This window comes from Bradyrhizobium erythrophlei, assembly GCF_900142985.1.
Lineage (GTDB): Bacteria > Pseudomonadota > Alphaproteobacteria > Rhizobiales > Xanthobacteraceae > Bradyrhizobium > Bradyrhizobium erythrophlei_B.
In genome coordinates this window covers 5,242,762-5,255,794 of the sequence record NZ_LT670849.1, presented here as the reverse complement: position 1 = coordinate 5,255,794, position 13,033 = coordinate 5,242,762, and the positions used below count along the sequence as shown (strand labels likewise).

General features: G+C 55.6%; 12 protein-coding genes and 1 pseudogene. 8 read left to right on the top strand and 5 right to left on the bottom strand.

The window, feature by feature from the left end; genetic code table 11:
• Positions 1 to 4: 4 nt before the first annotated feature.
• The 5 genes from BUA38_RS37045 (at position 5) to BUA38_RS24975 (ending at position 4,286) form a co-directional block, all read left to right on the top strand.
• Positions 5 to 469 (top strand): DUF5681 domain-containing protein, encoded by a 465-nt coding sequence (locus BUA38_RS37045; RefSeq protein ID WP_156898706.1) that lies wholly within the window; start codon positions 5 to 7, stop codon positions 467 to 469.
• Positions 470 to 1,048: 579 nt separating this feature from the next.
• Complete coding sequence (locus BUA38_RS24990) at positions 1,049 to 1,891, top strand: YqaJ viral recombinase family protein (protein WP_425304985.1); 843 nt, start codon at positions 1,049 to 1,051, stop codon at positions 1,889 to 1,891.
• On the top strand, positions 1,884 to 3,125 hold the full coding sequence (locus tag BUA38_RS24985) for an ERF family protein (RefSeq protein WP_072822102.1): 1,242 nt from the start codon (positions 1,884 to 1,886) through the stop codon (positions 3,123 to 3,125). The genes BUA38_RS24990 and BUA38_RS24985 overlap by 8 nt, the downstream gene beginning before the upstream one ends.
• Positions 3,122 to 3,739 carry a hypothetical protein gene (locus BUA38_RS24980; protein ID WP_072822100.1) on the top strand — a complete coding sequence of 206 codons (618 nt, stop codon included), beginning with the start codon at positions 3,122 to 3,124 and terminating at the stop codon, positions 3,737 to 3,739. Before BUA38_RS24985 ends, BUA38_RS24980 begins: the two co-directional genes overlap by 4 nt.
• 382 nt (positions 3,740 to 4,121) lie before the next feature.
• The gene (locus BUA38_RS24975; protein WP_072822098.1) at positions 4,122 to 4,286 is read left to right on the top strand and encodes a DUF2934 domain-containing protein; all 165 of its coding nucleotides are present in this window, start codon (positions 4,122 to 4,124) and stop codon (positions 4,284 to 4,286) included.
• 218 nt (positions 4,287 to 4,504) lie between these two features.
• On the opposite strand, the gene BUA38_RS38825 is transcribed toward BUA38_RS24975, so the two are convergent.
• Positions 4,505 to 4,708, bottom strand: a complete 204-nt coding sequence (locus tag BUA38_RS38825) for a DUF2934 domain-containing protein (protein ID WP_072822096.1) — start codon at positions 4,706 to 4,708, stop codon at positions 4,505 to 4,507.
• A 443-nt stretch (positions 4,709 to 5,151) separates the two neighbouring features.
• On the opposite strand from BUA38_RS38825, the gene BUA38_RS38235 reads away from it, so the two are divergent.
• Positions 5,152 to 5,448: a hypothetical protein gene (locus BUA38_RS38235; RefSeq protein WP_072822094.1), complete on the top strand. Its 297-nt coding sequence runs from the start codon at positions 5,152 to 5,154 to the stop codon at positions 5,446 to 5,448.
• A gap of 210 nt (positions 5,449 to 5,658) precedes the next feature.
• Entirely contained in the window at positions 5,659 to 6,027 is a 369-nt protein-coding gene (locus BUA38_RS24960) for a hypothetical protein (RefSeq protein WP_072822092.1), read from the top strand.
• A 515-nt stretch (positions 6,028 to 6,542) separates the two neighbouring features.
• Here BUA38_RS24960 and BUA38_RS24955 read toward each other — a convergent pair.
• The 3 genes and pseudogenes from BUA38_RS24955 to BUA38_RS24945 form a co-directional block, all read right to left on the bottom strand.
• On the bottom strand, positions 6,543 to 6,767 hold the full coding sequence (locus BUA38_RS24955) for a hypothetical protein (RefSeq protein ID WP_072822091.1): 225 nt from the start codon (positions 6,765 to 6,767) through the stop codon (positions 6,543 to 6,545).
• 967 nt (positions 6,768 to 7,734) lie between these two features.
• Entirely contained in the window at positions 7,735 to 10,050 is a 2,316-nt protein-coding gene (locus BUA38_RS24950) for a lysylphosphatidylglycerol synthase domain-containing protein (protein WP_172806089.1), read from the bottom strand.
• 307 nt (positions 10,051 to 10,357) lie between these two features.
• Positions 10,358 to 10,828: pseudogene (locus BUA38_RS24945) on the bottom strand (NAD-dependent epimerase/dehydratase family protein); the annotation flags it as partial.
• A gap of 105 nt (positions 10,829 to 10,933) precedes the next feature.
• Here BUA38_RS24945 and BUA38_RS24940 point away from each other — a divergent pair.
• A complete protein-coding gene (locus tag BUA38_RS24940) occupies positions 10,934 to 11,803 on the top strand; it encodes a class I SAM-dependent methyltransferase (protein ID WP_072822087.1) in 870 nt (289 codons plus the stop codon).
• Between the two features lie 205 nt (positions 11,804 to 12,008).
• Here the strand turns inward: BUA38_RS24940 and BUA38_RS24935 are convergent, their stop codons facing one another.
• Positions 12,009 to 13,022 carry an NAD-dependent epimerase gene (locus tag BUA38_RS24935; protein ID WP_072826413.1) on the bottom strand — a complete coding sequence of 338 codons (1,014 nt, stop codon included), beginning with the start codon at positions 13,020 to 13,022 and terminating at the stop codon, positions 12,009 to 12,011.
• Positions 13,023 to 13,033: the final 11 nt, after the last annotated feature.

Genomic DNA, 13,033 nt, shown 5'->3' with positions numbered 1-13,033 from the left:
TACCATGACCAAGAAAGTGAAGTTTCACCACATAGAAGACGATGCTGAAAATCCGGGTGATGAAGAAAAGGTCGGCTATTGCAAGCCGCCGAAGCACTCGCGGTTCAGGCGTGGGCAATCCGGCAATCCGAAAGGACGACCGCGAGTTGCTTATGAGGAAGATGATTTTCCAGTACGTCGATTCATGATGGAGCCGGTTGAGATAACGCGGAAAGGTAAGAAAGAGCAGGTACCAACCTATGAGGCCATTCTCATGAGGCTTGGTACCAAAGCGCTCTCAGGCGACGACGCAAGTGCGAAACTTTTGCTCAAGTATACCGGAGGGCTTAAGGACTTCCGCGAAGAGTGGAAGCGTGTGATGACGGAAGCCGACATGAAGATGATCGAGATGGTGAGGGAAGCATCGAATGCATGGGTTAACGATCTCGCTGATAAAAAAGCTAAGGAGAGAGACGACGAAGAAAGCTAACTTTTTCACGAGAGATGGCCGGCCGACAGACGCCGTTCATCTATGCGCTTCTCGACGAGACCTTTTCGTCAAACAGCTGGCCGAGCTCCTGCCTGGGAGCTCGGCCCTTCCTTGCCGGATCTCCTCCGATCGCCGTGGCCTTGCGGCTGCACCAGCAACGAGAGTTTTGTTAGTGAAGCTCTCGATCGGTGCCGGTGACTAATGCACGCCGCTGTCTCGTTAATGCACCGACTGACCTGAAAATAGATCCTGCCAGCCCTCCCCAATTGCCCTGCCGTTCCGCGAGGATTGCGCCGGTCGCAGTCGCAGAGCAACCAAGACAAAGCCAAGCCCACAACGATAAAGTTGGCGGCAAAACCGGCTCCCGAATTGGCTTTGTTTCGTCAATAACGGCCTGGGCCAAGGCGCGAAACGAGCAAGAATCTTGCTGCAGAAAGGACTGGCATTCCTCTGCCAAACGAGCGTTACTGATTCGTGAGGGCTTTTTGCCCGGGCATCTCCTCCCGCTCGCGTGCGGGCTCAAGGCAGTGCGGCAAGCAGTGTCGCGTCCGTCACCTTGAGAGGAGAACCCCGGTGAGTATCAGTCCGTCGAATGGCGCGGTCGCGCCAAGTTCCCAAGTTATTCGTTTCAATCCTGCCGATCGGCGCCATTTTATCGGCGGATCGGACGCCCGCATCATCATGGGAGATGATCAAGCGGACCTCTTACGTCTGTGGCGCGAAAAGCGAGGCGACGCAGAACCGCAGGATTTCTCTCGCAACCTGATCGTTCAGTTGGGCGTCGTCACGGAAGACCTGAATCGCCGCTGGTATGAGAGCAACACGGGACAAACCGTGAAGGACGCCCAGAAACGCTTGCGCCATCCCGTCCACAAATGGATGGCTGCGACCGTCGATGGCATCGTAGAGCCAAATGGAGCGGTGTACGAAGCCAAGTTCATGCTGCCCTGGTCGTTTTCGGAAGAGGCCGCGGCTGAGAAGCACATGGCCCAGCTTCAGCACAACATGTGGGTGGCCAACGCCCGCAACGCAGTGCTTTCGATTATCACCGGAGGCGGAAAGTGGGTCGAGATCCAGATCAGTGCCGATCCGCTTTATCAGCATTTGTTGCTGACCGCCGAGAAGAAGTTCTGGCGGTGCGTGCAATCGGGCGAACCCCCTCACCTGTTTGGCCTCGAACCGCCCAGACCCCGCCTGGAAGCGGTCCGCATCGTCGACATGAGCTCGTCGAACAGTTGGGCTGAACTTGCGGTCGTCTACCGACGAACCAAAACGGCCTACGAAGAACACGAAGCCAGCAAAGCTGACCTGAAAAAACTCGTTCCGGAAGATGCCAGGGAAGCCGTGGGACACGGGCTTAAGGCCAAGCGCTCTAAATCCGGCGCTGTCAGCTTCGAGCTGGTCGAGGCTGCAGATGCATAATTCCAGTCAAACGATTGGTGCGATCGCGACAGCCCTTGCCAAGGCTCAGGCCGAGCTCGAGAACCCAGAGAAGACAATGGTTGCCACGTTACCTTCCGGCGATGGCGGACGGAGTTTCCGCTATGCATCGCTCGCAAGCGGATTGGACCTGGTTCGCAAATGTCTGGGCCAACACGAGATTGCGGTCATGCAGACAACTGCAATTGGCCAGGCACAAATAATCCTGACCACCTTGCTCGTTCACGCCTCCGGCGAATGGGTCTCGTCCACCTGGCCGGTTTGCCCTGTGGCCGAACCATCGGCACACGTCAAAGGGGCTGCGCTGACCTATGCCCGGCGTTATGCGCTTTTTACCCTCGTCGGCATCGCCGGCGAGGACGATCTTGATGCTCCTGACCTCTCCACGGCAGGCCCGCCCGTTGATCCCAAGGAGCGACCGCCTGAGATCGGACGCGCCTTGCCCGGACCGAACCAGCCGGCCAATAAGCCCACTCACCACCGACGGCGGCCGCAACCGCCGCAAAGGCTTGCCCATGCGGAGAAGCCAAAAACCCCAACCTTGCCTCCAGAAGACTCGGAAAGGCTTCAGCAGCAGCTAATCTCTGAGCTCGCGGAGGTCAGCGAACCGGAGGCCCTTGCCGCCTGGGCGCATCGGGTCTTGCCGCTGAAAAACCAACTCTCGGCGGCAGATGCCAAAACGGTCGAGGGCGAATTTGCAGCCAAGCTGGACCAGCTGAGCACTCCGACATCGACTCAGCCCAGCGACACCCGTGACAAGGCACCCAAGAGCCGACGGCGCCAGAGCGCTCAGGTACGTCCGATCACCAAACCCGTACGCGAGCGCGACCGTAACCACCTTCGGTTCGTTGCGTCCCGGCCCTGCCTCGTCTGCGGACGGTCCCCCTCAGACGCCCATCACCTCAAATTCGCCGAGCAGCGAGCCATGGGTCGGAAAGTCAGTGACAAATTCACCGTTCCGATCTGTCGAATACACCACCGCGAACTCCATCGCCGCGGTGATGAGCGCATCTGGTGGGAGACCCAAGGGATCGATCCCTTGCCGATTGCAGCGAGCCTTTGGACGACGGCACATGAGATCGCTACGGCTGCAGAACAGGTCGATGATGTTCAGCACGCTGGGATCAATGGACGACATTCAATCAACCGGGCTACCCCTTCCGATCGGTCGCAAAATAGCGAAACGAAGCCAATTGCCCGCCCGGAGGCAAGATGACCTCTTTTCGACAAATCGAAGCCAACCGACGCAATGCCCGTCTGAGCACCGGACCTACAACCGAAGACGGAAAGAAAAGATCGCGGCGAAATGCTCTGCGTCATGGGCTAACCGCCGAAACGGTCATCGATGCGCTGGAAGACGCCGAGGACTATGCGGCGTTTGAAATGGCCGTGACCGATGATTATGACGCGGAATCCGCTGTCGAGCGGGAATTGGTTCTCAGGCTGGCAAGCCTGCTTTGGCGTTTGCGCCGCGCCACGGCAATAGAGAGCGGACTGTTCAAGATTCAAGCGAAACAGCTACTTCAATTCCGACACCGACAGCACGCTCATCAGAACCGGCAAAAACTGCTTGACAACTTGTACCGGCAGGCGGTGGCGATCGACCGCGGCTCGCAACACGAGCTGGAAGAATTGAACGACGAGACCATAGATTCAACATCGCTCGCAGAGCCGCCCGGTCCACCCGGTGACGCCACTGGCGCCTATGTCCGTTTGGCGAACCTACCGACCTACCCGCTCGACCGGCTATGCCGCTACGAAGCTACCCTTTGGCGTCAGGCCTGCCAGATCATGCTTGCACTTCGCTATCTCGGCCGGCGCAGGTTCTGAAGTTGAACGGAACACCGGAGTTTCCATGTCCGGCCATTGGCGCTTTCGCGTAGCGGCTTTTCTGCTCGCAGGTTTCTTGGCCTCGCCTGCGTCTTCGAACCCCTTAACCGACTTGTTCGACTTCGCCGCCCTTTGCGAAATGCTAATGTCGATCGAGGCGAAGAAGTCGGCGAAGGAGCACACGCGAAGAAATCGACGGCCGGAAATCCGTGGTCGATCACAATGTCGACGGCGAGTGTTGTATTTGCGCACGTCCTTCTCAGAACTTTCAAAGTAGCACCATCTAACGGAACTCCGTGGCGTTGCGCTTTGTTGCCATAGGCGGAGGCTTTCCCAGACGCCACCCCGCGGGCGGCCTGCAGCAAATCGATCGGAGACTGTTATGCCTATTCCTGAAGAAGCAATTCGTGCGCGCGCTCATCAACTCTGGGAGCAAGCTGGCCGGCCTGAAGGACGAGACGACGAATTTTGGCTTCAGGCCGAGCTTGATCTGAAGAAGGATGCGGCCACAAATCCGGACGAGAAGTCAAAAACGTTCCTTGAGTGATATTTGGAGCCGCGGGGCAGATTCGGAAACTGAGACTCAAGCCGCTTGCCCAGGCGGCTTCTCCGGCCGTCCCGCGCATTTGAGATTGTTTTAGTGTCAAGCGGCTAGCGTTTTCCTGCCCTCAGCGCAGCAGCTTTAGTTCCTCGCGGGTGAAGTCGGCGGCTTCAAAACTCGAACACGGAGGGGCTGGGTGTGCACTTAAAGAGATGGCCGTCTACTCAAGCCGCCCGCTTTTTTCGGGGTGCCCTCGCCTTCTTTGGCTTCAACGGCACTTCCGCAGCATCTTCCCGAGCCCCAAGCAGCGCGCCCAAGATTGACCTTTGCGCCGCGAGCCAATGGTCCTCGGCCCGTCCTTCCAGGCAACCACTTTCGATCCAAAGGTGATAGGCGCGCTCGCGAATGGCCTGTTCTAGGTCGTGCATGATGATCCTCCATTAGGGTTGGATGGAGCCCACCAAAACGTCTCGCCCCTAGCGAGAAAGCCGGCGGGCGCTACGCCGCCGGCTTACCCCGAGCGACTGCCGGCCCGGCTGTCCGGTTCCGTCGCTTCGTGAGAAGAAGCATCAGCTTAGTTGGTTAACGATTGGTTAATTCAACGAGATCGCGCTAGTGCGATGGGCAACAACAAAGGTTGGTTTTTGAAGAGACCCTTGGCCACTGATTCCGTTTCCTTACGACTGGCTGAGCAGCTAGATGATTTGACGGTGATTATCTAGTTGCGCCGTCGCGTCCTCAAGTGACTCGGGCCTCAAGCCCCGCCTTCGCTCCGTTTAGAGCGCTTGAAACCATTTTCCGAAGCCGCGACACATTCTTGAAACAGAGAGGGATCTAGCCTTCAGCTCACGACCAACAACGGAGTTAGGTCATGACAAGGTCATTTCGCAGGGGCGCGTTGATTGCAGCATTCGCCATTTCGTTTTCCTTGCTGTCAACGTCGGGCCACGCCTTCAGCCCCGAAGCGCAGCAAATGTGCACTAGCGATGCATTCCGCTTTTGCAGCTCAGAAGTTCCAGACATCTCCCGGATCACGGCTTGCATGATCAAAAACCGCGTGAGTCTAAGTTCTGGTTGTAGGGATGTGATGGATCGCGAGGCCCAGCAGTCGCCCGCAGTGGCAGCAAAAAATCCAACCACCACAGCGAGAAAGCCCCCACTGGGTTGAGACTGCAACGGCTCCGCCCGCGACCGCTGGCACAAAACTTGCTGGATTCCAGGGGAAACTGATCGGACTTCAAGTTACGGTTGTATGACGACCGGAAGAATCGCCTCATTTTCCGGCACGACCCAAGTTTCATGGGGCTGACAAAGGGATTTAACGCAAGGCCGCTAAACGAGCTGAATTTTCAGAGTTCATTTTGTAGGAGTAATTCTGATGGACGAAAGCACCGCGCGTTTAAGGGCACTCCAGCGCAATATCGATCGCTTTCAAAAACTCCCTCGTTCAAATCTTAGCCCTGCCGAATTGCGCTTTGTCGAACAGCGATTGTTTGAGGATCAACTTGAGTTCGCCAAGTTGCAATCTAGCGGACATGCTCCAGCGCTGGATACGACTAGCGCCTGGCCGGGACTGGAGAGCAACCTAACCGAAGAGACCCTTGCAAGCTCTGTGATTGGCGACGCTAGTTTATTGCAGCGGTTTTTCAGCGTTTCCTTCATGGCCGCAACCATCGTCGCGACATTCGGCTGGTGGTCAGCACTGGGTTGGCTGACGGTCAAAGCAACGACGTGGTTGTTGACCTAGTACAGGTATCCCACGACCTGAGAGATCGCGGCGATCGCGCACCCCATCATGATCCATAAGGCAAAATTGATCTGTAACGCGATCTGCACCGCGCATCTCCACCGTTCTCTGACTTTTGTGAACTACGTAACGCCCCACGTAGCACGAGAGTTCCGCCAAAAGATTCGGGCTAAATCAAGGTTGTGCACCGCGATAAGATCGCTTTAGGTTGCAATCCCCATAATTCTAATTCCGCCCTGCCCTGATGGACTGAGGCTCGCGATATGCTCTCATGTCCATAGGCGCACCGTCGCAGTCGGCTGGCTCACGCAACGGCAGGTTAGGGCTCTCCGGCGCGGCCTCGCAAGCAAAACCCGCCGGGGACGAATCCGGCGGGTCCTGTGAGTTTCGTTCCAGAAAGGATCGCGATACTCGGTGCACTCTCGCGATATCAGAAACCTACGGCAATCAAGTTGACGAGCCGTTAGCGCGAGGGACGGAAGCACTCTACTGCGGCGGCGCCAACGCGTCGGCCCCTAGCGCTTCTGCGATTTGGCTGTAGCGGCTTTCGCACCTTCCCTCGCCTTTGCGAGTTCGTCTTTCAGCTTTGATCGCTCGTCTGCCGTCAAGGGCGGTTGCTCACGAGCCGGCGGCGTGCTTCCGACGTAAGGAAAACCGTTATCTGATAGTTGGGCCAGCACGGGAATGCTCGGCGCAGCGCCCAACATCGCCGCGACAGCGATACCGAAATAGCACTTCATGAAATCCCTCACGCAAAAAAATAAATATTCGCTAGACTTTCAGACCGCTGGAGCCGCGTCTGTGCACTAGGAGTTGCAGCAGTGCATTATTGCCAATTTTTCCCGAGGGCGATATTTGTGCCACAGGCACGAAGGGTTAGCTCATTGCTACCCGCCTGTTCATCGGCTCGTGCAGTCACCTCCGCCTGTATACGTGCCGCCACCATCACCGCCGGCCGAAAATGCAACCTGTGCAAACGTGACTATTGTCCGCTGGAATTATCTGATGTTCGACGCACGGATCATGGTCCTGACGATTACTATGTTTGCTTCAGGAAGCAAACCCACCACCAAAAACACAGCAAGTTCAGTATTCGGCTTTCTTCAACGATGACAAGTTCATGGGTGAACGCCGATCGGTCATCATGGACCGGTGCGAGTTACAGACGTATAAGCCTCTGCCCTTGGTTACGCCTGCACCGCGTCCACTCGAATAAAACAGTTATTATTTCCTGCGAGCCTTGATAAAATGATAGTTACGAATCGTCTACCATGAGTATTTACGGCTTAATCGTCACGGCACATTCATGAAGCTAAATCTCTCGAAACGATTGATCGACGAGGTTCCCGAAGGGATCAAGATCTACTCGGTCATCATTATTGCGATGATATTTTTTTTAATTTTTTGCCGCGCGACGGTGATGGGCCGCTTGTTCTGACATCAAGTCAGGTCACAGGGCTCGATCGCCTATATCCTTCGGTCATCACGACTCCTCCATCGTCTGATGGTTAACCGCGTTGAAGAGTTTTCGCGCGTGGCGTGAACGTAGCCCGCTTAGGCAGCGCCAAGCGAGCATCTGGCACAATGAAGGTTGCCAACAAAAGGCTCGGGATGATGCCGGGATTGCGGCCCCGGTCGCGGCCAAATTATCGGACCTACCGATCGAGGAGACGCTTGCCAGCCGCCGAATCGTAGGTCCTTGAAATACTACGCTGTTGCCGAGGCGGCGGTTTTTACACGCAACTTTGGAGTCTCGACCGCGGGCTCGCCGGAATACGCAAGCGCCGCTCCCATCAAAAGCCAAAATGTCCTCTGATAGAGCATGTCTGCAGGACCAGACATTACGGCGAATGCAACCATGCACAGAACTGCCACAGCGGAAGCTTCCTCAGTGTAAGTTTTTGTTTCGACCAAAAAGATGCGCACAAACGCGATGGCAAAGACCACAAATCCAACAATGCCTAGTTCCGCCAGAAGCCATAGCGCTGTCGAGTGGATCAGTAGAGGAATCCCGGGGCTGCTGCCTTGAAATCCGAGATGGCGGAAAGCGCCGAGGCCGGCGCCGAACACAGGAGCCGTTTCGAAGAGCTTCCAGCCCTCGACCATAGAAAATGTTCGCTCCCGTGTGGAGACTACCGACGGAACGATTTCAGGTCTGATCGGCACAGAATTGCCGTTCATATTTGCCTGATTGGATGTAGCTGCGTGGCTGGATGTAATGGCTCGATTAGATGAGGAGGCCTGGCTGATTGTGGCGGTCCGACTGGGAGTGGCAACTTGAGCAAGAAAGGGAACGCATGCCGTGACAGACGCTATCAAGAGAGCGAATGCAACTTCGCGGAAACGGATTGCATTCATATAAATCGCAACACCGGTGATACTTAAAAGTGCAATCCAGCCAGACCGCGAGCCGGCAAACCAGAAGGCGACAAGTGCGATAGACATAAGAGCTACGCGCAGACGTTTGTCTCTCACGACCACAAAGATTGCGCTCGTGGCCATGAGCAGTTGAAACGCAAAAAAATTGTGATTCTGAGAGAAAGCCTCAAGATTTTGTTTCTTGGTGAGGTCGACTTCAAAAAGCTTGAGCAGCAACGTACCAATATCAACGGCAGAAACTGCAATCGTGGCGCCGATATAGGTCAGCAGAACGGCACGCCGTCCTTCTTCACCTCCTTTGGCAACGATCAGTGCCCCAGTCGCGCCATAGGCGAGCAACACGAACCAGCCGAGATAGCGATTTACCCACGCCCATGTCGTGTATCCGAACGATTCCACCCCAATGAGAAGGGACAAAGTCAGGACGGCTGTAATCATGGCGACAGCAACATTTAGACCTGGAATGCGCCAAAGCGAGCGCGCACCAGCCTCGCGAGCTGTCACAACGAACAATGCGGCGGCAATGAGTGCGATCGGATCGGCAAGATTAATATTGAGCAGCCCCGAACCGACCGGGAGGTAAACTTGGAATAAGACAAACGTTGCGGCTGCAAGGGGAAGTGTCCACGACAGCGCTTTTGTAAAGTCGATTGTGGAGGCAGATGTCGAGCCTGCCCCCTCCACCGTCTCTTGCTTGAGTATAGGCAGTGAAATCGCCGCGACGATCGCCATGGAGAATAAAGAGCCGAATCCGACGATAATCGCAGTGGTGAAGGCCGCGTGGTTGGAAACACCAATCATACCCAGGGCCGCTACTGCACTCATCTCGCGGATTCCCCATCCCGCTAAACTGATTGGGATGCTTGCTGCAAACATAACCACCGAGGCCGCGGCAGCTAGATCGAGCAGAGCAACATTGGGTGCGAGTGTGTGGGCGATCGCAACGTAGGCGATCATCATAGGAACTTGAACGAAGAGGCTAACAGCGGACACGCGAAGTAAGCTGGTTGTAAAATGTCCCGAAAGCAAAGGAACAACAGCTTTCATCGCGCTCCGACCGTAACCGACGATCGCACCGACGATGGTGGCAGCAATCAATCCAAACAGAAGTCGAACTAGATCGGCGCCGCCAGTGTCCGGATCGATATAAATCCGACCAAACACCAGATAGGCTCCGCCAACAGCTAGCAGTGCTGATAGCGCAGCAGCGACCGCGCGCTCGTAAAGTGTGATGACGACAACGTTCGCAAACGGGACACCGCTTCGTCTCATGATCGCGCTTCGTGCGATCAACTGCCCCGCTAGTTGGAAGAAAAGCGCGCCAGCCAAGCTACCGGCGCTTACGGTTGCCATGGCGCGGCGCCACGACATTGCATCGCCCATGTCATTCGCTATGATCTTGAAACGAATGACGGCGACAAGCGTATTAGAGAGCAAAGCTACCGAAACGATGGCAACCACCGGTAATGTCAGGGCATCGAAATCCTGACCCACCTTTGAAAGATCATAGTTGTTCGATAGCAGTGCTAAAGCGACACTTAGGGCCGCGATAGAAACGGCAACACGGATCGATCGGGATCCGCCCCCGCTGGCTGGCTTTTTATTAGAGGGTGAATCAGCAAGCGTTCTCGAAGAAGCGTTCAAGTTACCTTGTCTCCAGCAGATAATTCGCAAGGTCGGCATCTAAACGCAGGAAAACGCGCACTTGCGGAATTACGCTAGACGAACAAGGCCAAGCCTCTTCGGGCAACGAGGTTGCCCGCCGCTATTTCTTTGAATCGTCCCTTAAAGTAGTGGATAACTTTTGGCAGAGCCTCCTATGATTCGTCAAACACTTTCGATGGCTAGCTCTCGCGATCGATCTGCGAAAAATGCAGGATAGTCGAAACTCCTGATGATCGACTGAGCTGCCCGTCGATCCAAATCAGACAGCGTCGACGGTGACGCAAAGCTACTGGTCTCGGTAATTCCGAAACCACTGTGAAAAACGTGCGATGCCCTCTTCGATCGTTGTAGCCGGTCTAAAGCCTACGTCACGCGCAAGGTCTTCGATATCGGCATAGGTCGCAGGAACATCACCGGGTTGCATCGGCAGCATCTCCTTGGCCGCGCTGCAACCAAATTCCTTCTCAAGCAGCGCGACGACATGCATCAATTCTTCGGGGCGGTTGTTGCCGATGTTGTAGATCTTCCACGGCGCGGCGCTGGAAGCGGGATCGGGATTGTCGCCGGACCACGCCGGGTTGCCCTGCGGGGGACGGTCGATCAGGCGGGCGATCGCTTCGACGACGTCGTCAACATAGGTGAAGTCCCGCCGCATGTTGCCTTGGTTAAACAGCCGGATCGGCTTCCTCTCCAGAATCGCCTTTGCGAAGATGAAGATCGCCATGTCCGGACGACCCCAGGGACCGTACACAAGGACAGGCCGCTTCCGATTTGTTGAATTCCGCACTCGAAATGGGTATAGGTGCCACAATACTGATATTAAATAATTTTCTGAGATCTACACCACCGAGCACGGCGAAAAATGACCACGCGACCCATCAATATGACGGATGACCAACGCTCACCTCAGGCAACGATAACGATAAAGCAGGGCGTTGCGCTCGATCGATGGGTTTTGGATATTTTGGCGGATCCGCTCACCAAACTTCCCACAACGCCGAATGAAATCGGCACGTCTGGAGGCGTGATCGACGCACGCCGGTTCTTGAGGAACACAATCGGGTTCGTGCAATGGGACGATGGCCAGTCTGCCTACGAAGGCTGGGAGCGCTCAACAATCGAAGACTACAAGAACGAGGTTGATGGGGTAGTGCCCGTTTACGACCACATCAGGATGTATGGCCGTATACTCGACGTTGGCGGCGGGGCGGGATCAGTCCGTCACTTTATTCCGCCAGATACACAATTCGTATCCGTTGATCCATTCATCGACTGCTTAGATAATATTCCGCCTGCAAAAAAGGTCGTTTATCCCTGCCTGAAATCGCATCTGAATTTTATCGCTGCCTGTGCTGAATTCCTGCCCTTTCAGGCAGCGAGCTTTGACTGGGTTCACATGAGATCGATGCTCGACCACGTTCATAGTCCAGATCTCGCCTTGATAGAAGCAAGACGAGTCCTAAAACCGGCTGGAAAACTTGTAATAGGTCTCTACGTCGACGGCGGAAAAAGCGGTCGTCGAGCAATCGACCGCCAATTGAAAGAGATCGCGCGGCCAATCCTTACTACGATCGGCTTCAGACGCTTTAAAGATCACCATCTTTTTCATCCGACGTTCAACAATCTCGAAAAGATAATTCTTGATAACGGCTTCAAAATTGATGACATCTATTGGCAGCCGGCTTGGCGCGACACGGTATGTTACATCACTGCAACTCCGTCGACGGATTGAGTCAAGCTCGAGTACACCGCGTCTTCGGCGGCTGCGGAGGCGTTATAGATTATCGCCAGACCTCAGGACACGTTGCGCTGCCATCTCTGAGGAATATTTAACCCCGGCTATATTTCAATCACGCGAGTCAAACGAATTGCCGTTCGGTCGCCTGCTGCGCGGCGTTCGAGTTACTACTGATGAGCCCAATTCTGCGGTCTCTTTATTAATTCTGGTATTCGCGAAACCACTTTGAAAATCGCGCGATGCCGTCCTCGATCGTTGTAGCAGGTCTAAAGCCAACGTCACGAGCAAGATCTTCGATGTCAGCGTAGGTCGCTAGAACATCGCCCGGCTGCATCGGCAGCATCTCCTTGATCGCTGGACGGCCGAATTCCTTCTCCAGTAGCGCTACGACATGCTCCAATTCTTCGGGACGATTGTTGCCAATGTTGTAGATCTTCCACGGCGCGGCGCTAGAAGCGGGATCGGGATTGTCGCCGGACCAAGCCGGGTTGCCCTGCGGCGGACGATCGATCAGGCGCGCGATCGCCTCCACTACGTCGTCGACATAGGTGAAATCCCGCCGCATGTTCCCGTGGTTAAACAGTCGGATCGGCTTGCCCTCCAGAATCGCCTTGGCGAAGATGAAGATCGCCATGTCCGGACGGCCCCAGGGACCATACACCGTAAAGAAGCGAAGGCCCGTGCAGGGAATCCGATACAGATGGCTGTAGGCGTGCGCCATCAGCTCATTGGCTTTCTTCGATGCGGCATAAAGGCTGATCGGGTGATCGACATTGTCCTGCACTGAGAATGGCAGCCTGGTGTTGGCGCCATAGACTGACGATGAGGATGCAAAGAGAAGGTGTCCGCAGCCGTGATGGCGGCAGCCCTCGAGCACATTCAGAAAGCCCTCGATATTCGCATCCGCGTAGGCGTGCGGATTTTCCAGCGAATAGCGCACGCCTGCTTGCGCGGCGAGGTGGATGACGGCGGGAAAACGGTGTTTCGCAAACAGCGACTTCGTTGTTTCGCGATTCGCGAGATCGGCTTTTACGAAGCTGAACTTCGGCTGTTGCTTCAGGACATCGATGCGCGCCTGCTTCAGCGACGGATCGTAATAATTGTTGACGCTGTCGAGACCGACGACCTCGCGGCCGGACGACAACAGGTGCTGTGCAACATGGAAGCCGATGAAGCCCGCAGCCCCAGTGACGAGGATCTGACCTTCTTTCATTGCCTTCACCG